This window comes from Sorangium sp. So ce131 (genome assembly GCF_051519095.1).
Taxonomy (GTDB): domain Bacteria; phylum Myxococcota_A; class Polyangia; order Polyangiales; family Polyangiaceae; genus Sorangium.
On sequence record NZ_CP150455.1, the window covers coordinates 7,941,751 to 7,960,951 of the forward strand.

General features: G+C 72.2%; 17 protein-coding genes and 1 tRNA gene. 8 read left to right on the forward strand and 10 right to left on the reverse strand.

Annotation, left to right across the window (positions count from 1 at the left end):
- Positions 1 to 3: 3 nt before the first annotated feature.
- From WMF43_RS28940 to deoC, 3 genes are all read right to left on the reverse strand, one after another.
- Positions 4 to 972: an aldehyde dehydrogenase family protein gene (locus WMF43_RS28940; RefSeq protein ID WP_437669469.1), complete on the reverse strand. Its 969-nt coding sequence runs from the start codon at positions 970 to 972 to the stop codon at positions 4 to 6.
- The gene (locus WMF43_RS28945; protein ID WP_437669471.1) at positions 972 to 2,534 is read right to left on the reverse strand and encodes an aldehyde dehydrogenase family protein; all 1,563 of its coding nucleotides are present in this window, start codon (positions 2,532 to 2,534) and stop codon (positions 972 to 974) included. The genes WMF43_RS28940 and WMF43_RS28945 overlap by 1 nt, the downstream gene beginning before the upstream one ends.
- Before the next feature lie 103 nt (positions 2,535 to 2,637).
- Positions 2,638 to 3,591: a deoxyribose-phosphate aldolase gene (deoC, locus tag WMF43_RS28950; RefSeq protein ID WP_437669472.1), complete on the reverse strand. Its 954-nt coding sequence runs from the start codon at positions 3,589 to 3,591 to the stop codon at positions 2,638 to 2,640.
- Positions 3,592 to 3,698: 107 nt separating this feature from the next.
- On the opposite strand from deoC, the gene WMF43_RS28955 reads away from it, so the two are divergent.
- The 6 genes from WMF43_RS28955 (at position 3,699) to WMF43_RS28980 (ending at position 8,513) form a co-directional block, all read left to right on the forward strand.
- Complete coding sequence (locus WMF43_RS28955) at positions 3,699 to 4,463, forward strand: peroxiredoxin (RefSeq protein WP_437669474.1); 765 nt, start codon at positions 3,699 to 3,701, stop codon at positions 4,461 to 4,463.
- Between the two features lie 201 nt (positions 4,464 to 4,664).
- Positions 4,665 to 5,588: an alpha/beta fold hydrolase gene (locus WMF43_RS28960; RefSeq protein WP_437669475.1), complete on the forward strand. Its 924-nt coding sequence runs from the start codon at positions 4,665 to 4,667 to the stop codon at positions 5,586 to 5,588.
- Between the two features lie 94 nt (positions 5,589 to 5,682).
- Positions 5,683 to 5,754: transfer RNA gene (locus WMF43_RS28965), tRNA-Thr, on the forward strand.
- A 424-nt stretch (positions 5,755 to 6,178) separates the two neighbouring features.
- Entirely contained in the window at positions 6,179 to 6,547 is a 369-nt protein-coding gene (locus tag WMF43_RS28970) for a Uma2 family endonuclease (protein ID WP_437684106.1), read from the forward strand.
- Positions 6,548 to 6,888: 341 nt separating this feature from the next.
- Complete coding sequence (locus WMF43_RS28975) at positions 6,889 to 7,848, forward strand: nucleotidyltransferase domain-containing protein (RefSeq protein WP_437669477.1); 960 nt, start codon at positions 6,889 to 6,891, stop codon at positions 7,846 to 7,848.
- A complete protein-coding gene (locus WMF43_RS28980) occupies positions 7,845 to 8,513 on the forward strand; it encodes a hypothetical protein (RefSeq protein ID WP_437669479.1) in 669 nt (222 codons plus the stop codon). The genes WMF43_RS28975 and WMF43_RS28980 overlap by 4 nt, the downstream gene beginning before the upstream one ends.
- Here the strand turns inward: WMF43_RS28980 and WMF43_RS28985 are convergent.
- From WMF43_RS28985 to WMF43_RS28995, 3 genes are all read right to left on the reverse strand, one after another.
- On the reverse strand, positions 8,444 to 9,706 hold the full coding sequence (locus WMF43_RS28985) for a sigma 54-interacting transcriptional regulator (RefSeq protein ID WP_437669481.1): 1,263 nt from the start codon (positions 9,704 to 9,706) through the stop codon (positions 8,444 to 8,446). The genes WMF43_RS28980 and WMF43_RS28985 overlap by 70 nt on opposite strands.
- Before the next feature lie 3 nt (positions 9,707 to 9,709).
- Positions 9,710 to 9,913: a hypothetical protein gene (locus tag WMF43_RS28990; RefSeq protein ID WP_437669483.1), complete on the reverse strand. Its 204-nt coding sequence runs from the start codon at positions 9,911 to 9,913 to the stop codon at positions 9,710 to 9,712.
- Between the two features lie 315 nt (positions 9,914 to 10,228).
- Positions 10,229 to 11,791: a serine/threonine-protein kinase gene (locus WMF43_RS28995; protein WP_437669485.1), complete on the reverse strand. Its 1,563-nt coding sequence runs from the start codon at positions 11,789 to 11,791 to the stop codon at positions 10,229 to 10,231.
- Positions 11,792 to 11,970: 179 nt separating this feature from the next.
- Between WMF43_RS28995 and WMF43_RS29000 the strand changes: the two genes are divergently transcribed.
- On the forward strand, positions 11,971 to 12,279 hold the full coding sequence (locus WMF43_RS29000; RefSeq protein WP_437669487.1) for a hypothetical protein: 309 nt from the start codon (positions 11,971 to 11,973) through the stop codon (positions 12,277 to 12,279).
- Positions 12,276 to 13,010 (forward strand): sigma-70 family RNA polymerase sigma factor, encoded by a 735-nt coding sequence (locus WMF43_RS29005; RefSeq protein ID WP_437669489.1) that lies wholly within the window; start codon positions 12,276 to 12,278, stop codon positions 13,008 to 13,010. Before WMF43_RS29000 ends, WMF43_RS29005 begins: the two co-directional genes overlap by 4 nt.
- A 146-nt stretch (positions 13,011 to 13,156) precedes the next feature.
- Here the strand turns inward: WMF43_RS29005 and WMF43_RS29010 are convergent, their stop codons facing one another.
- The 4 genes from WMF43_RS29010 to WMF43_RS29025 form a co-directional block, all read right to left on the reverse strand.
- The gene (locus WMF43_RS29010) at positions 13,157 to 14,239 is read right to left on the reverse strand and encodes an AAA family ATPase (RefSeq protein WP_437669491.1); all 1,083 of its coding nucleotides are present in this window, start codon (positions 14,237 to 14,239) and stop codon (positions 13,157 to 13,159) included.
- A gap of 210 nt (positions 14,240 to 14,449) precedes the next feature.
- On the reverse strand, positions 14,450 to 15,400 hold the full coding sequence (locus WMF43_RS29015) for a hypothetical protein (protein WP_437669492.1): 951 nt from the start codon (positions 15,398 to 15,400) through the stop codon (positions 14,450 to 14,452).
- A 505-nt stretch (positions 15,401 to 15,905) separates the two neighbouring features.
- Positions 15,906 to 18,074: a hypothetical protein gene (locus tag WMF43_RS29020; protein WP_437669494.1), complete on the reverse strand. Its 2,169-nt coding sequence runs from the start codon at positions 18,072 to 18,074 to the stop codon at positions 15,906 to 15,908.
- Positions 18,071 to 19,099: a PEGA domain-containing protein gene (locus WMF43_RS29025; protein ID WP_437669496.1), complete on the reverse strand. Its 1,029-nt coding sequence runs from the start codon at positions 19,097 to 19,099 to the stop codon at positions 18,071 to 18,073. The genes WMF43_RS29020 and WMF43_RS29025 overlap by 4 nt, the downstream gene beginning before the upstream one ends.
- Positions 19,100 to 19,201 lie beyond the last annotated feature (102 nt).

Sequence of the window (19,201 nt, forward strand, 5' to 3'; positions counted from 1 at the left end):
GGGCTACGGCCCCGCCGGGTGCCAGATCGTCTTCATCTCGACGAACCGCTCGATCCAGCGGGGGGACGTCGCCGACGCGTCGTCGAACCACGCCGCCTCGCCGAGCGCGCGGGCGCGCACCCGCTTGACGCTGCCGGCGGCCGCCTCCTCGAGGCGCTTCTGCAGCGCGGGGTCCACGGCGTGCAGATCGAGCGCGGCGACCTCCATGTGCGCCGCGAGGTGCGGCAGCACCTCGGCGAGCTGCCCGGTGAGGACGTTGACGACGCCGCCCGGCAGATCGCTCGTGGCGAGCGCCTCGCTGAAGACGAGGGCGGTGCGCGGATCCACCTCGCTCGCGAGGACGACGCAGGTGTTGCCGGCCGTGATCACCGGCAAGAGGGAGCTCGCGAGCCCGAGCAGCGCCGGGCGCGGCGGCGCCGCGATGACGACGACCCCCATCGGCTCGGGCACCGTGAACGTGAAGTGCGGGCCGGACACCGGGTTCAGGCTGGAGAAGAGGCTCTGGTACTTGTCGGCCCAGCCCGCGTAGGCGACCGCGCGATCGATCGCGGCGAGCGCCTCGCGCTGCGCGGCGGCGGCGTCGAGGCCGCCGCGCTCGAGGGAGCCGGCGAGCTCGGCGCGCCGCGCCTCGAGCATCTCGGCGAGGCGGTAGAGGATCTGCCCGCGGTTGTAGGCGGAGCGCGACGACCAGCCGCCGAACGCGCCGGACGCGGCGGACACGGCGTCGCGCGCGTCCTTGCGCGACGCGCGCGGGATGTTCTCGACCGCGAGAGCGCCGCCCTGATCGCGCACCTGCGTGTACCTCCCGGACTCGGAGCGCACGAACGCGCCCCCGACGAACATCTTGTACGCCTTGCGCACGCCGACGCGCGCGCCCGCGTCGTCGAGCGCGTCGCCGCCGGCGCCGTCCGGCGCGCCGCCCTCGCGAGCGCCGCCCTCGCGGCCTTTGCCGTCCTGGTTGCCGAGCGCCATCAGTCCACCTCGAGGTAGGCGAGCAGCCCCTGGCGGCCGCCCTCGCGGCCGAAGCCGCTCTCCTTGTAGCCGCCGAACGGCGAGCTCGGGTCGAACTTGTTGAAGGTGTTCGCCCAGACGACGCCCGCGCGGAGGCGCTGCGCGACCCAGAAGCTCTTCGATCCCTTGCCGGTCCAGACGCCGGCCGAGAGGCCGTACATCGTGTTGTTCGCCTTCTCGATCGCCTCCTCGGGCGTGCGGAAGGTGAGCACGGAGAGCACCGGGCCGAAGATCTCCTCGCGCGCGATGCGGTGCGACTGCGCGACGCCCGTGAAGAGCGTCGGCGCGAACCAGTAGCCGCGCTGCGGGAGCGCGCAGCTCGCCGAGAAGCGCGCGGCGCCCTCGCGCTCGCCCGCGGCCACGAGCTCCTGGATCTTCTCGAGCTGCGCCCGCGAGTTGATGGCGCCGACGTCGGTGTTCTTGTCGAGCGGGTCGCCGACCCGCAGCGTCGCCATGCGCTCGCGCAGCTTGTGGAGGAGCGCGTCGTGCGCGCTCTCCTCGACGAGGAGGCGCGAGCCCGCGCAGCAGACGTGGCCCTGGTTGAAGAAGATGCCGCCGATGATCCCCTCGACGGCCTGGTCGAGCGGCGCGTCCTCGAAGACGATGTTCGCGGCCTTGCCGCCGAGCTCGAGGGTGAGCTTCTTGCCGGTGCCGGCGAGCGCGCGCTGGATGCGCTTGCCGACCTCGGTCGATCCGGTGAACGCGACCTTGTCGACGCCGGGGTGGCCGACGACCGCGGCGCCCGTCGCGCCGGCGCCCGTGACGACGTTGACGACGCCGGGCGGGAGGTCGGCCTCCTCGACGATCTTCGCGAGCAGGAGCGCGGTGAGCGGCGTCGTCTCGGCGGGCTTGAGGACGCACGTGTTGCCGGCGGCGAGCGCCGGGGCGAGCTTCCACGCCGCCATGAGGAGCGGGAAGTTCCACGGGATCACCTGGCCGGCGACGCCGAGCGGGCGCGGGTCGCGGCCCGGGAAGGCGTGGGCGAGCTTGTCGGCCCAGCCCGCGTAGTAGAAGAAGTGCGCGATCGCGAGCGGGACGTCGACGTCGCGGGACTCCTTGATGGGCTTGCCGCCGTCGAGCGACTCCACGATCGCGAGCTCGCGCGCCTTCTCCTGGAGCGCGCGGGCGATGCGGTAGACGTACTTGCCGCGGTCGAGCGGGCGCAGGCGCGACCAGTACTTCTCGTAAGCGACGCGGGCCGCCTGCACGGCGAGATCGACGTCGCGCTCGCCCGCCTCGGCGAACTCGCACAGCTTCTCCTCGGTGGAGGGGTTGATGCTGTCGAGGTAGCGGCCGGACTCCGGGGCGCGCCACGCGCCGCCGACGAAGAGGTCGTAGCGCGGCGCGATCTTCACGTGGTCGCGCGCCTCGGGGGCCGGCGCGTAGCGCCACGCGTCACCGAACACGACGGCCGCGTCCCGGGCCGCCGAGGAGGCGGGCTCGGCGCTCGCGCCCGGCGCGGCGCTCGCTGCGCGGGGCGAGCCGCCGTCGCCGCCAGCGGCGGCGGTGCTCTTGTCGCTCATGCCGCGCACTCTACGCCCGCGGCCGCTGATTCACCACCACCCTCACCCGGGCGCCCTTCGTCACCACGCTCGCCCGGCGCCCCTCGCCGGGCCGCCACACGCGTCAGTCCTTGCTGAAGTAGTCGCCGCTCTGGTAAGCGCCCGTCCGCTCCTTCTCGAGCTGCATGAGCACGTCGTTGAGGAGCGTCGAGGCGCCGAAGCGGAACAGGTCGCTCGTGAGCCAGGCGTCGCCGAGGGTCTCCTTGACCATCACGAGGTAGTGCAGCGCCTGCTTCGCGGTGCGGATGCCGCCGGCCGGCTTCATCCCGATCCGCTGGCCGGTCGCCTGCGCGTGATCGCGGATCGCCTCCAGCATCACCAGCGTCACCGGGGGCGTCGCCGCGGGGACGACCTTCCCCGTCGACGTCTTGATGAAGTCGGCGCCGGCGAGCATCGCGATGCGGCTCGCCTTGCGGACCTGGTCGTAGCTCCCGAGCTCGCCCGTCTCCAGGATCACCTTGAGGTGCGCCCGCCCGCACGCTTCCTTCGTGGCGGCGATCTCGTCGTAGACCGCGTGGTGCTCGCCGGCGAGCATGGCGCCGCGATCGATCACCATGTCGATCTCGTCGGCGCCGAGCTCGACCGCCTGGCGCACGTCGGCGAGCTTGACCGCGAGCGTCGAGAGGCCGCTCGGGAACGCGGTCGCCACACTGGCCACCTTGACGGTGGACCCTTCAAGCGCGCGTTTCGCGACGGACACGAGCTTGGGATAGACGCACACCGCCGCACACGAGGGGATGTCCGCGCGCTCGTGCGGCCGCAGCGCCTTCTGGCAGAGCTGTTGGACCTTTCCCGGGGAGTCTTTCCCCTCCAGCGTGGTGAGATCCATCATGGAGATGGCGAGCTTGAGGCCGGCGACCTTGGCCGGGCCCTTGATGCTGCGCTTGCCGAGCCCGGCCGCGCGCTCTTCGACCATGACCTTATCGACGGTGGGCGAAGAGAAATCGGGGTAGGTGATTCCCCTGCCCTGGCGCACCGCGTGCGGGGTGATGCCGCTGCCGTTGCCGAAGATCGCCATCGGTCTCGTCTCCTCGGGCGCAACGTACCAGAAGCGTCGGATCGATCCTACCGAGTGCGTGCTAACGTGGCGCTCTGATGAAGAGACGCTTCTCGACTGCTCTCGTTTTGTTCGTCGTTGCTGTCGTCTTTGCCTTCGTGTCGCTCGCGTGTGGCGCGGCCCAGCGGCCCGATGGCGGCGAGGGGCTGCTGCCGGTCGGCTCCCAGGCGCCCGACGTCTTCGCCGCCGATCAGCACGGCGCGATCCAGCGGCTGTCGGATCAGCGGGGCCGGGCCGTGGTCGTGTACTTCTATCCGAAGGACGGGACGCCGGGCTGCACGGAGGAGGCGTGCGCGTTCCGCGACGCATGGGATCGCTTCAGGCAGGCGAACGTGCAGGTCTTCGGGGTGTCGAACGACACCCGCGAGTCGCACGAGCAGTTCTCCAAGGAGAACAAGCTGCCGTTCCCGATCCTGGTCGACACGGATCAGACGTGGGCGCAGGCGTTCGGGGTGCCCACGCGGGCCGGGATGACCGCGCGCGTGACGTTCCTGGTCGATCCCGACGGCAAGATCGCGAAGGTGTACCCCGAGGTGGATCCGGGCGTGCACGTCGACGAGGTGCTGCGGGACGCCGCGCAGCTCACGGGCGCGGCGCTGCCGACAGAGCCGGCGGGCGCCGGCAGCGCGGCGCCTGCGGGCGCGGGCAGCGCGGCGCCGGCAGGGTCGCCGGACGGCGCGGCGCCGGCGGCACCTGGCGCGCCCGCGGCGCCGCCGGCCGCGGGCGCTCCGGCCGCGGGAGGAGCGCCGGCGGCGGGCACGCCGACGCCGGTGGCGACGGGGATCATGCTGCCGGCGGCGTCTCCTGCGACGCCGTCACCGTCGAAGCGGTGAGCGCGGTGGGCGCGGTGGACGCGCGCGGCGAGCGCTGCGCGCGCGGCGACGGATGCGCGCGCGGCGAGCGCGGCGCGCGCAGCGGACGCGGCGAGCGCGGCGACGGATGCGCGCGCGGCGGGCGCGTCGCGCGCAGCGGATGCGGCGAGCGCGGCGGGCGGAGCGATGGCGGGGGCCTCGTCCCGCGGGATGGCGCGCGCGGTGCGTAGGTCGTCGGAGACCTGGAAGGTCAACGGGCTCGACCTGTGCGTGCACCGCTTCCGCGGCGAGCACGTGCGGCCGACGGGCCTCACGTTGCTGCTGCTCCACGGCTTCCTCGACGCCGGGAGCACGTGGGACCTCGTGGCCGAGCCGCTCGCGCGGGCAGGGCACGACGTCGTCGCGCCCGACCTGCGCGGCTTCGGCCAGAGCGCCCGCGTCCCCGCGGGCGGCTACTACCACTTCCCCGACTACGTCGCGGACATCGCGGCGCTCGTCGACGCGCTCGCGCCGGAGCGGCTCGGCGTGGTCGGCCACTCGATGGGGGGCGCGGTCGCGGTGTACTACGCGGGCGCGTGCCCCGGCCGCGTCGAGCGCCTGGCGCTGCTCGAGGGGATGGGGCCGCCGTCGAACGGGCTCGACGCCGCCGTCGCGCGCGTGCAGACGTGGCTGCGCGAGATGAAGCAGCTCGACCGGACGCCGCGGCGGCTGTCGTCGATGAAGGACGCGATCGCGCGGCTCGTGGCGAACCACCCGCGCGTGCCGCGCGAGGTGCTGGTGACGCGCGCGCCGCTGCTCACGCGCGAGGAGCCGGAAGGCGGGCTCGCGTGGGCGTACGATCCGATGCACCGGACGACGTCGCCGATGATGTTCCACGTGGAGGTGTTCACGGCGTTCCTGGAGCAGATCACGTGCCCGACGCTGATCGTGAGCGGCGGGCCGACCGGATGGCACCCGCCGGACGAGGCGGCGCGGGTGGCCCGGCTCGCGCGCGCCGAGCACGTCGAGCTGCCCGACGCCGGGCACATGATGCACTGGTCGGCGGCGGAGGCCCTGGCCGAGCGGCTGGGCGAGTTCTTCGGCGCGGGGGGCCTAACCGAAGCGGGGGGCTCGGCCAAGCGGGAGGCCGGTCGCGGGGGAACGTGAAAGCGCTCCGCCCGGGGAGCGCCGTGAATGGAATAAAAGAGCTTGACTCGGTGCGGTGAATGGGTAATCTGCGCGCCTCCTCGACGAGAGGCGTGCCACCTTAGCTCAGCGGTAGAGCAACGGTTTCGTAAACCGTAGGTCTCGGGTTCAAATCCCGAAGGTGGCTCAAAGAAAATACCAGCGAGTTCGCGCGCCTGTGTGGTGAGCAGGAGACCGCTGGCTGGGAGCTCGCGTAGCGAACCTCTCGCTCGGGTGCTTGTGAGCTCGCAAGCGGCGGATCAGGAACCGTTGCGCCACGGCTCGTCCTGGGAGCCGCGCGACCGCTGGTCGCGCTGCCGCAGTCGCTTTATGGTCGCGCTCATGTCGAGCGCCGCGCCTGGACGCCGCCGTGCGACGGTGGAGGACCTTCTCGCCATTCCCGAGGCGGAGCGCTTTCACGAGATCGTCGACGGCGAGCTCGTCCGCAAGGCCATGCCGGGCCCACGCCACGGCGCGGCACAGGCGGAGCTGACCACCGAGATCGCCGGTGCGTACGGGCCGCGCGCCCGGGGGCGTGGACCAGGGGGCTGGATTTCACGACGGAGGTCGAAATCGTCTTCGAGGCCCCACAGGTCTACCGCCCGGATGTGTCCGGATGGCGACGCGAGCGGGTTCCTCGGTTGCCTGATGAGAGCCCGATCGCGATCCGGCCGGACTGGGTTTGCGAGATCCTCTCGCCCTCGAACAAGCAGAACGATCTCTTCAAGAAGCTGCGCACCTACCAGCGCTGCCAGGTGCCGCACACTTGGATCGTCGATCCGGAGGTGGAGGTGCTGGCCGTGTACCGCTGGACGGCGGAGGGGTACCTCCTCGTGACGACGGCGGAGGGCCAGGAGCGCGTTCGGGCCGAGCCGTTCGATGCGGTCGAGTTCTCCGTGCGCAGCCTCTTCGTGGGGGACGAGGACGATCCGGGTGAGTAGATGGAGGGAGATGAGCGCGTCAAGGCCCGGTGGCGTGGCGCAGGCGTCACCAAGGAGCGTGTCCTGACCGGAGCGCCGCAAGCTCCGGCCTGAAGCTGCTCGCGCAGCACCCTCACCGCGACCTTGCCGTCGGGCGCGCCGGAGATCGCGATCAGCTCGTCGCCTGATCGCGATCTGCCCCTCGCGCCCTCAAGGGCCGATATTTCCCTGAATTTCGCTCTTGATCGAGCCGGCACGCCAGCTGCTGAAGAGCCCGCCCGGGCGCAGCTGGCGTGTACCCGTGCCGGAGCGATGAGCGCTCTGCATGTGCAGGCCCACGCGCGCCCGAGGTGGGATGAACCATGCCGAGGAATTGGGATCAGACACTCAAAGACTGGGCCGAGACGATCAACGCCACGGACGAGGCGCGGGGCAGCCGCGCCCACGACGCCGTCCGGGAGGCGATTCTCAGCGCGACCAAGCTCGCTCATAAAAGGATCGATGTCTTCGTCACCGGCTCGTACCGGAACAACACCAACACGCGGGCCGACAGCGACATCGACGTCGCCGTCGTCCTGCGCGACGCGGCTTTCTACGAGGTTCCTGACGACAGTCCGGCGACGCGCGCGAGACTCCATCTCCCGAGCGCCGACGAGTCGGTCAATGTCTTCAGCAGATTCCGCGACGACGTGGCAGAGGCGCTCCGGGCCCGCTTCGGCGCCAGCAACGTCAGCGCCGGCAACAAGGCCTTCGACGTGCGCGCCTCGGGCGATCGTCTCGAGGCCGACGTCGCGGTGTTCCTGGAGCACCGTCGTTGTACCGGCAAACGGACGGCGAACGGACAGTTGGAGTGCGACAGCGGCGTCGAGCTGCGCCCGCGCAGCGCGCCCGCGCAGCGGATCATCAACTGGCCGGAGCAGCACGACAATCGCGGCATCGCGAAGAACAAGGCGACGAACGGGCGGTTCAAGCGCATGGTCCGCATCTTCAAGCACCTGCGCGCCGACATGGCCGCGCAGGGGGACGCCGAGCAGAAGAGCGCCGCCGGCCAGGTGCGCGCGTTCGTCCTCGAGTGCCTCGTCTACAACGCGCCGGACGAGCACTTCAACCAGCAGGATGGCGGTTACCTCAAGGACACGGAGGCCGTCCTGGGCTGGCTGTTGCGCGCCACCCAGCCGGGTGTCGCCGGCCACAAACTGACGGAGGTGAGCGGGATGCAGCCGCTCTTCTACGGGCCTGCGCAGCGGACGCCGCAGCAGGCGTACGCGTTCCTGAAGGCGGCATGGCGGCGCGTCTTCGGCGCGAAGGAGCTCCCGCGATGAGCCGCGCGCCGCTCACGATCCTCGCGCTCTTCTGCGCCGCCGTCTGGGCGCTCTACCTGAGCGGGCACGGCTGGGTCCTGCCGCTGTCGTTCTTCTCGCCGCTCTCGGTCGTGGTGTCGGCGCTGTCGATCGCGCTGCTGCTCTGGGACGCGTGGCTGTGGCGGCTCGGCCTGCTGCACCCGTGGCCCGTGAGCCAACCGGTGCTGCGGGGCACCTGGAGCGGCGTGCTCACGCGCGCGGACGCCGAGCCGCTCACCATCTACCTCGTCGTCGAGCAGACCTTCTCCAGGATCAGGACCCGGACCTTCACCGCCGAGTCCCGCTCCGCGAGCATCTCTGCAGGCCTCGACAAGGCCGATGGCGACTTCCTGCTCGCGGCCATCTACCGCAACGAGCCGGACCTGCGCGTCCAGGATCACAGCCGCATCCACCGCGGGGCCGTGTACCTCCGGGTCCACGGCCCTAGGCCGACCGAGCTCCGGGGCTGCTACTGGACCGACCGGAATACGAAAGGTGAGCTCCACTTCGAGCGCGTCTCCCCGGAGCTCGCCAGCGACTTCACGAGCGCCGCCGCCCTCGCGCCCCCGGCGCAGGCTCAGGCGAGCCCGAGCAGCCGGCGCAGCTTGCCCCGCGAGACGCCGAGCCGGCGCGTCGCCTCCGACTGATTGCCGCCGCACGCCGCGAGCACCTGCTCCGCCGCCTCCCGCGTCAGCGCCACCCGGGCGGCGGACGGGCCGAGCACGCGCTCGACGCCGTGTTGCGTGAGCGGCGCCCAGGGGTCGATCATCGCCGCGAGGCGATCCACGTCGCGCACGTTCGCCGGCCACCTCTCCAGCATCAGCCGCTCGACGGCCTCCACCTCGGCCATCCGCACGTCGAAGGGCGCACCCCGCCGCTCGCGCAGCGCCTGGAGCACCGCGAAGACGTCCTCCGGCCGCTCGCGCAGCGGCGCGAGCTCGAGCCGCACCAGGAACCGCGCCAGGAGATCGCGGCGGAACGCGCCCCGCTCGACCATGGCCTCCAGGGGGCGGTTCGTGGCCGCGATCAGCGCGACCTCCACGCGCGCCGGGCGGTCCTCGCCCACCGGGAGGATCTCGCGGTTCTCGAGCAGGCGCAGGATCTTCGGCTGCACTTCGGGCGGCAGCTCGCCGATCTCGTCGAGGAACACGGCGCCGCCCTGGTGCGCCCGGAGCACGCCGCGGCTGTCGCCCACCGCGCCGGAGTAGGCGCCCTTCTTCCAGCCGAAGAGCTGCCCTTCGAACACGCTCGCCGGGATGCCCGCGACGTTGACCGCCGCGAACGGCTTGCCCCGGCGCCCGAGCGCCTCGACGACGGCCTCGGCGAGCAGCTCCTTGCCCGTGCCGGTCTCCCCCTGGAGCAGGACGTTGAGCTCGCGGCGCGCGCCCAGGGCGGCGAGCTCCGCGCGGACGGCCGCGAGGCCCCACGGCCCGACGAGGCGGCCGAGCGGCGGCGCCGGCGATAGGGCGCCGGTGAATGCCTCGCGGTAGACGAGGAGCGTCCTGCCGAGGCGCAGGACGTCGCCGTCGTCGAGGCCGACACGTTGCCCGGCGCGCAGGCGGGCGCCGTTGAGGAACGTGCCGTTGCGCGAGCCGACGTCCTCGACGTGAAGGCGACCTCCCGCCCGCGGGAAGCTGAGATGCCGCCCGGAGACCTCGGTGTCGGGGATGCCCGCCGACACGAGCCAGCCGCGGCCGACGACCTCGCCGGGGGCGGGGACGGCGACGGCCGCGAGCCCAGGGAAGGCGGCGAGGAGCACGGGACGGCCGCAGCCGCCGTCGCCGGCCGAGGGGGGCCGGTGCTCCTCGGTCGTGGGCTGAGAGCGACTGTCGGCAGGCATGGCTCAGGGCACCTCGCTGGTCCTCGGGTCGAGGTAGACGGAAAGCTTGAGGCCGTCCCTCTCGGGATCGCCGACGTACATGTAGAGCCCTCCGCACAGGGCTGGCCCGCGCTCATCCCCCTCCACCGGCGTACGCAGCTCGGCTACCAGGGCCCCGGCACTGCTGCTGCTGTTCTTGGCCATCGTCGATCGGCGAGGATCGTTCACATGGTACGGCTTGGCTGCAACCAGCACAATCGTGCGCGTGGGCCCCGGAGCACAGGCCTCCGGAGCTTTTAAGCCGAGACCTCGGTGTGTGCTGTGGACAGGGACGTGTCGGCCGTACCGAGCTTGGAAGAACGATTGAAAAGGCGGAGGGGGTCGAGCCTTACGGAGGGATCAACCTCGTGCAGTCCGTGACGTTGAGCAGCGAGGACGGCAGGCGCGTCCGGGCTGAGCGCTTCGGAGCGGACGCTCTTTCGGTAAGCTGCTTGCTGCCGACGATGTCGATCGCCGTCCAGCCTTGCCGATTCATCCGTCGCCTCACCCCCGCGCGAGCCTGACCACCACAACGGCAAGAAGCGCCGCCGTCAGACCGAGCACGAGCACCCCGACCACGACCAGCCCCCAGCTCGCCCGCCGAGGCGCCACGCTGACCCCCACCACGCCAGCGCCAGCTCGTGTCTGTGCCTCCCGCCAGGGCTCCGTCCTCGCCAGCCGCCCTTCTCGTGCCACTCCCGCCAAGACCGCCTCCGCCCCTTCCCACTTCTCCGTGCTCACCAGCGTGCTCGTCTCCGCACCGTACGCCGCGGTCCCCGCGCCCAGCCGCGTAGCTTCGACCGCCATCACGCCAGCGTCGGCCGGCAGCACCGGCGCGGGCACCGGCAGCACCGGCTCCGGCGCCGGCAGTTCCGGCAATGGCCTCCGGGTCGCTGCATCCCCACCCTCGGTCCCCTCCCCCGCGCGCGCGACGCTCAACCCCCACGCCGGCTCCACCTTGAACCGCTGCGCCATCGCCAGCCTGCTCCGCGCCCCTGCGCCCCCCGCCGCCGCGCCTCGTGCCGGCCCTCTCTCCGCGGGCACCGCCGCCACAAGCCGCACCAGCTCCCCCTCCACCCCCGCCCGCAGCGCGCTCCCTCCTCCCCGGATCGCCCGCTCCCGCGCCGCATCCTCCGCCTCGCGCAAGAGCTGCCGCGCGCTCGCCTCCTCCAGCGCCGTCAGCGCCGTCTCCGCCGGCATCACCTGCCGCGCCACCTCACGCAGCGCGCTCGCGAGCTCCTCCGCCCGCGCAAACCTCTCTTCCGGCCGCTTCGCAAGGCACCTGGCCACCGCCCGCCACAGCGCCTCCGGGCAGTCCGGCAGCACCTCCGGCAGCGGCCTCGCCTCCATGTGCACGTGCGCCGCCAGGATCTCGGTCTCTCCGATCCCCGACGCCGCGTCGATCACCGCATACGGGTGCGCCCCCGCCAGCATCTCGTACGTCACCACGCCGAGCGCATACAGATCCGCGCGCCCATCCGCCGCCGAGCTGCCGCTGATCTGCTCCGGCGCCATGTAGCGCGACGTCCCGACCGCGCTCCCCTGCCGCGTCAGCCCGAGGCCGCGCGCGTCCTTCGCCACGCCGAAATCGAGCAGCCGCGCGTGCACGCCCTCGCTCACCAGGATGTTCTCGGGCTTCACGTCGCGGTGCACGAGCGCGGCGTCGTGCGCCGTCGAGAGCGCGTCCGCGATCTGGATCGCGACGTGGAGCGCGCGCACGACGTCGAGCCGCGCGCCGCCGGCGATCATCTCCCGGAGCGGGACGCCGAAGACGCGCTCCATGACCATGAAGAGCCGCCCGCTCCCCGTCGCGCCCGCGTCGTACAGCCGCACGATGTTCGGGTGCGCGACCCGCGCGACGAGCTTCATCTCCCGGAGGAAGCGCCCGGCGTAGCGCGCCTCCCCCGCGAGCGCGGGGTGGATGACCTTGATCGCCACCGGCCGCTCGAGCGCCGTGTCGAGGGCGGCCCAGACCTCGCCCATGCCTCCGCGCCCGAGCAGGCGCTCGATCAGAAAACGCCCCTGGAAGAGCGCCCCGGGGCTCAGGTGCTCATCGACGCTCGTCACCTCGACCTCGCGACACCTCACCTCGCGAGACGCCCCCTCGCGACACCCCGGTCATCCTTGCTTCTCTACCCTTGTTGCGCCTCCCCGGTAAAGCTAGCGTCGGGTGTTGATCGTGCTTGCGCGTTCATCGCGCCGAGCGCCCGCGGCGCCGGCGAGCCGCGCGCCCCCCCGGAGTCCTCATGTCGAGCCCGCGCCCCGAACCCGACGACGCCGATCCCATCCTCGAGGCCCGCGTCGCACACGCCGTCACGCCCTACGCCGATCTCCTGCCCGCGCACGATCTCGAAGCGCTGCGCGCCTTGACCGAGCGCTTCCTCGCGACGCACCCCGTCGCCGCGCCGCTCGTCGAAAGGCTCCGCCCGCGCACGCCGCCCGCCTCGAGCGGCGAGGTCGAACGGCGGGATCCCGCGGCGCTGGCGGAGGCGGCCCGGAGGCTCGCGGCGAAGGCGGGCGCCGCGGCGGGGCGCCGCCGAGGGGGTCGCCAGTGAGCGACGGCGACGGGGCGCGGAGGCCCCTGAGCCCCAGCCAGCAGGCGCTCGTCGCCGAGGCCGTGCCGCTCGCCGAGAAGCTCTGCGGTTATTTCCTGCGGCGCACGCGCGCGCACTACATGGCCGAGGATCTCCGGTCCGCGGCGCTCCAGGCGCTGCACGAGGCCGCGCTCGCCTACGACCCGACCCGCGGCGTGCCCTTCGCGGCCTTCGCGTGGCGGCGCATCGACGGCGCGCTCTCGGATGCGCTGCGGCAGGAGTCGAAGCACTGGCGCGCCGCCCGCGAGGACGGGTACGACGCCGCCGAGGTGGTGGAAGACACGAGCGACGCCCTCGCCGACAGCGACGCGGCGACGACCGCGCAGGTCGACGCCATGGGCGATGAGGTCGCGGCCGCCGCGGTGCTCGGCCTGGTGGGCCGGGCGCTGCGGGCGGAGGGCGAGGAGGGCGAGCGGCTCCGCGCCGCGTACGACCGCGCGATCCGCGCGGTGGAGGCCGCGCTGTCGCGGCTCCCGGACGAGGAGCGGCGCGTCCTCGTGCTCCACCACGTCGAGGAGCGGACCTGGCAGGCGATCGGCGCGGCGCTCGGCTGCTCGGAGCGGACCGCGAAGCGGCGCGGGGTGGAAGCGCGGAAGCGGTTCGCAGAGGCTCTGCGAGAAGAGCGGGAGCGCGCGCAGGGCGGCGCGCTCGCGGCGGATCGGGCGGGGATCGCCGGCGCGACCTCCGGATGAGGCGCGGGGCCTGACCCGCCGCCGCTACGCCCATCTGCGCGGGCGAGCTTGCTACGGGCCTGCAGGCGAGCCCTCGGACAGCGGCACGACGCGCTCCTTCACCTCCTCAACGAACACGCGCAACCCCTCGCAGAAGACGAGGAGTCTCACGGATCGGTCTCCGCGAGCACCCAGTCTCGCTCCGGATCGAGGCTCCAGAGCTGCCCCGTCGAGAGCGCGCCTGTCATCTGTTCCGCCTGCGGGTGATCGGAGAGGCGCTTCTGCGCCACGGTGCCGTCCTTGCGGAGCGCGAAGGCGACGACCTGGGAGGGATCGAGCTCGTCGAGGATATAAGGGGAGTGCGTCGTGGCGACGATCTGGAGATCGCTGAGCTCGTTGAGCATGCGCTTGACCAGCCGAACGAGGTCCATCTGCGCCTGGGGGTCGAGCGACTCGGCGAAGTCGTCGAGGAGCAGGAGGTTCGGGCGGCTCGGGCCGTACAGCACGGTCAGGAGCGCCAGCGTGATCAGCGTCCCCTCGCTCGCCGCATGCGCGGGGACGCCGGGAGCGCCGCGGAAGTCGAAGAACACCTTGCTCCCGACGACCTCCTCGGCCCTCTGGGGCATGGCCGGGTTCGGGCGCTGGACCTTGGCCTGCCGGATGCGGACCCGCTCCACGTTCGGGATGATCTGGCGGATAGAGTCTTCTATTCGCTCGAACACCTCATCGTGACCGAGCTTGATCGAGGCGAGGGCAACAGCGGTGTTGGCCCCGTCGTAACCGACGCCCGGCGCCAGGTCATCGCTGTACGCAGCAGCGGCGATGTGCTCCGCATTGAGTTTGTACAAGGTTGCAGGCGGGAGAATCTTGTCGATCAGCGGTACGGACCCGCGGAGGGGCAGGTAGCCGGCACCGGCCCAATGCCGATCATCCATGCCCCGGTTCCAGTGGTTTTCCATGGACGAGCCCGTGAATACGGTCCTGAAGCTCCAGGCCTCGTCGTCCCACGTGCCCGACGAGCTCAGCACGATTGGCCCCTGGGCTCCCCGGCGTAGCAGATCGCCGGGCGACGAATCACCGCGAAGCACCTCTTGGAACGTGTAGTTCACGACGTGGCTCTGAAGCGAGAGCGCCTCGAGCACGCTCGTCTTCCCGGACCCGTTCGGGCCGACGAGCACGGTAAACCGATCGAGCGTGACGGTGCTGTCCCGGTGACCCTTGAATTCCTGGAGTTGAACGGACGTGATCATGGGAAGGTGCGGGTGCGGACGGAGGACGAGGACAGGAGCCTCTGGGTTCGCCCGCCGCCTCAGGAGCCACGGGCGGATGGGAAGGTACGCCCGTGGCTCCACCTGGTGAAGCCTGTCCTGTCAAACCGTCGCGGTGTGCATGCCCGGCAGCGCCCGCCGCCGCCCTCGCACGTTCCCGTCCGGCGCGCTGGCCGGCGCCCTCGCCCCGGCTCAGCTCGGGGTCGCCGCCTCGCCCACCGGCAGCGGCATCACCTCCGTCTCCTCCCCGCCGCCGTCGCTCACGCCCCCGGCTCCGCTCCCGCCGCTCCCCTCCCCCTCGTCCCCCTTCGGCGCCGCCTTCCTCGACCGGCCCACGTTCGGCCGGCCCGCCGCGAAGAGCGACGGGAACCGCTCCTGCGCGCGCGCGTTCCTCCGCCACAGCCACAGCCCCGCCGCCCGCACCTCGTCGTAGCGCTGGCTGAGCAGCGTCCAGGCGCGCACGTAGCGGTCGTAGGCCTCACGGGCCTTCGGGGTCATCGCCGCCGAGAGCTTCTGGATCATCGCCCCGGCCAGCTCCCGCGCGCGCGCAGCGTCGCCGGCCCGGTAGTGCCTGCGGTCCGCCTTCACCACGTCGGCGCGCAGCTCGTAGATCCGCGCGTAGCCGAGCAGGTCGTTCGCGAGGTCGCGGTGACCGGTGCCCGGCCGGAGCCGGTCGAGCTCCGGCTTGATCGCGGGGTCGTCCGCGAGCTGGTACTCGCAGAGCGCCTGCATGCGCGCCTCGACCTCCGTCGCCTCGGCGAGGAGCGCGACCGGCAGCCGCGCGTCGGTCTCGAGCGCGCCCGCGGACCGGGCCTCCGCGATCGCGTAGAGCGCGGCGAAACACGCGAGCCCGAGCTCGTCGACGTGGGCGATGTCGAACTCCTCCCGGGGCAGCCGCGCGAAACGCGCGCGCACGTCGGGCGAGGACACGAATCCGGCGACGCCGAGGGCCGCGTACGTGGCCGCCTCGACATCCATCTTCACGGTGACGAGCTCGGCCTCGGAGAGGCGATCGAGCTCCGGGGCGAGCGCCTCGAGCGCCTTCCTCCCGGCGAGAGGCGTGTAGATGGGCGGGGCGTACTGCGGCTCGCCAGCGGCCGCGGCGGTCACGGAGCCCTTCTTCGTCTTCGTCACAGCAGGCATATCTCTCCTCCTGAAGTCTCCTCGGAAAGGGAGGCCGTCGGTTGCGATCAGCCCAGACCACCGCCTCGACGCGCACGCGGGGAGCGCGATGGATCAAGGCGACGGGCAGAGCGCGCCGCGCGAGGGGCCGTCGCCCCCCGGCGTGCTGCTGTCCCGTCGAAAGGGTAAATCGGGAGCGCGACCCCGATCGGGTCACGGAAATCGGCGGAGGGCTGTTCTTTTTGTCCTGTCGGAATCCTGCGCGTCCGGGAGTTCCGCCGGAACGAGAAAAAGTGGGTTCCGGGAGCTCTCGACAGCCTCCGGGTTGAATTTCAATTCACCCGGCGGTTCTCGACAGCCTCCGGGCTGAATTTCAATTCAACCTGGGGCCTCCCGGCAGACTCCAGGTTGAATTTCAATTCAGACCCGAGCCTCTCGACGGCCTCCGGATTGAATTTCAATTCACCCGGCGGCTGTCGACAGCCTCCCGTTTGAATTTCAATTCAACCTGAGGCCTCCCGGCAGCCTACCTCTCCGGTCTCAGCGTGAGGCGCATGACGGCCCCGTCGCGCTCCAGTGGTCCTGGCGAGCCCTCATTGATCCAGTAGAGCGCATCGCGGTGGACCGCGATCGCCCCCGGCCGGCGCTGGTCCCGCGCCAGCGGCTCGATCTCCACCACCTCGCCCGGCGTCCTTGGCTTCCGGGCCCGGAGCACCGTCCCATCGAGCTGGCTCGTCCAGTAGATGTGCTCTGCGTCGGCCGCGATGCCGCTCGGGTACGCCTGCCCCGTCGCCACCCGCACGGGCGCGAAGTCCACGGGCTCCGCGCCGCCGAGGCCGCCGAGATCGACCGAGAAGATCGCGCCGTCCGCGTCGTAGGTCGCCCAGTAGAGCTGCAGGTTGCCCGGGGTCTCGCCGTCGAGGGTGAGCGCCCGCGGCAGCACCTGATCTGCGGCGACCACCTGCACGGCGCCGCCGCCCGGCGGCTGGCAGGCGACCGCCCCCGCCGTCCGCGGCTCCAGCTGCCCCTGGTAGACCCAGCACACCACGTCGCCAGCAACGGCCACGCGGTAGGGCGACTCGAACCCGGGCTCCCCACCCACCCCGGCGCCGGTCAAGGGGGTCGCCGGCCCCACCACCGTGTCGAGCCCTGCGCCCGCCGTGCCGAGCCCGGCGTCCTCCGTGCCGAGCCACTCGTCGGTCAGCGTCGCCTGGAACACGCCGCCGGTCGACTCCTCGGTCCAGTAGAGCGTGTCCCGCGTCAGCGCGATCCCCTGAGGCCTGCCCAGCATGGGGAAGGGCAGCGTGAGTCCCCCCTTCTCCCCTCGCTCCGGCTCCACGATCCGGATCTCCCCGTCGGCCACGCCCGCGCCCGGCATTGTCCAGAAGACCAGCTCGGGGCGCACCTCCTGCTGCCCGGGCGCGTTCTCGCGCGGGCGCACCTCCAGCGGGCGCACCGCCAAATCGCGCGGAGCCGACAGCTCGTCGGCAAGGACCAGCGGGTTTCCTCCGCCGAGCGGGACCCATTTCACCGCCCCGTGCCTGGGCTGGATGCGCCCGTCGACCTCCTCGAACGTGCCCGTCTCGGTCCAGTACACCCCGCTGTCCGTCACGGCGATCGCGACCGGATGCGCGAGCCCCAGCGCGAGCGGCGTCGACACCTCGCCATCGGGAACCGTGTACTGGTCCCCGCCGGAGGCCGACCATGGACCGCACGTGGGCAGCGAGGAGCCCTTCCGCTGGCAGGTCCCTCCACCGGACCGCACCGCAGCGACCCCGCGCAGCTCCCCGGTGAGCGCCTTCGCGCACACCGCGTCTGGCAGCCTGATCCGTCCTTCCGCCGCGGTCCGCCAGCCCACGTCGCTCTCCGCGTCGAGCGGCGTGTAACACTCGGATTCCGAGCAGATCCCGCCGCCCTGAGTCAGAAGCGCCAGGTTGATCTCGCCCGCAGCGAGGATCCGCTGCACGCCCTCGAGGTCCGGTGCCGCCTCGTCGGCCACCGCCCAGCAGGTGTCCCGGACATCCGGGTCGAAGGCGTCGAGGTCGAGCTGGATCGGGACGTGTTCCTCGCCCTCGAAGCACCGCGTCGTGTCGAAGCAGAGCCCATCGCCGTCGCCACTGCCGCCACCGAACACCTGCGCCTCGATGTAATCGGGCAGGTCGACCGACTGGATCTCGCGCGGGGCGCAGTTGCCGGCCACGCACGTCCTCCCCTCGCCGCAACGGCTCCGAGGCGAGCCGAGGTCGTCCCGCCGGATGGCGCCTTGCTCGTCGCGCTCCACCTCGTCCCGGCCGTAGCAGAGCAGCTGCACGGGGACGTCGAGCACCGCCGTGCGATCCTCCGGCACCGTGGTCACCACCTCGCCCATCAGCCGCACGTTCTCCTCGCCGCCCTGCGTGGCGATGAGGCGGAGGTGGAGCGCCTGGGTGGGGTCGTCCGGCGTGTAGAAGCCGAGCGTCGCCGGGAGCCGGATCCCCTCGTCGGTCCCCAGCCGCTGGAACGTCTCGTCGTAGACCACCGCGCCCGCCAGCGTGATGAGCACGCGGATGGCGTCGATGTCCTTCGGGAGCGACATGTCCGTCTTGAAGACGAACATCATCTGCCCCTTGGTCCCGGAGCAGCCAACGGGCACGGCCGCGGCGGCGCCGCACGCGAGCAGCGCCGCCGCCAGGCACGATCGGGCGCGCGCCCTCACCGGCGCCCTCCCGGGGTGCCGAACGAGAGCGGGAACGAGCCGAGCGTCCCGAGCTTCGCCGGCCTCCCCGGCTCGAACACGACCGCTCCAGCGACCAGCGCGCCCGCGAGCAGCGCGGCGCCGCCGCCGATCCACAGCCAGGGCATGCCTCGGTCCACGGTGTCGTCCAGCGTCACGTCGATGCGCCGCGTCTCGCCGTCCTGCACCAGTACCTCCGCCTGATGCGCCAGCATCCCCGGCGCGGTCACCCGGAGCACGTGCGCTCCGGCGGTCAGCGATCCTTCCCATGCGCCGCGCCCGACCACCTGGCCGTCGATCGCGATCACGTCGCTCGGTCCGGCGGCCACCCGGAGCCGCCCCCGCGGAGCGACCTTGTCGAGCGTCACCGAGAACGCGATGCGACCCCCACCAGCGACGGTCTCTGTACGCGTGATCTCCTTGAATCCTGGCTTCACGATCCGGATCTTCCGCTCGCCGATGTCCACGGGCACCGGCTCCGGAAAGGGCGTGGTCCCCACGCGCTCGCCGTCGACGAACACCTCGGCGCCCGGCGCGCTGGTGAGGATCTCCATGCGGCTCACCAGCCGCTCGGCGAACGCTCGGAGCGCGACGATGTCCTGCCGCTCCTGATCCGAGAGCGCAGCACCGGCCTCGGCCTCCATCTGGTCGAGCGTCCCGAGCAGCCGCGCGTAACGGCGCAGCTCCTTGTGGCAGAGCGCCACGTCCCACAGCAAGCGGTGATCCCGGGAGAGCTCGTAAGCACGCTGGAACCGCACGCTCGCGTTCTCGTAGTCGCGCTGCTGGACGAGCACGCTCGCGACCGTGTACTCGGCCTTGGCCTCGCCCTGGAGCGACAGGGAGAGAGGTGGCCGCTCCGCCTGCAGCGCCGGCGCTGGCGGCGCGGTCGCGGAGGACGGCGCTGGCCGAGGCTGCGCCGTGGCATCAACCGCCGTGATCCCGAGCCCCGTCGCCAGGAGCAGGGTCCATAACCCCCGGCCGCCACGCCGCGATCCGCTCGCCCTCATGTGTCCTCCGACGGAAGCCCACCCGCTTCCGCGGGGCCGCATCCTAGATCCTGGACGGGCACAAACGGGGAAAATCGTGAGCGCCGCCGCACGCGCCCTGTC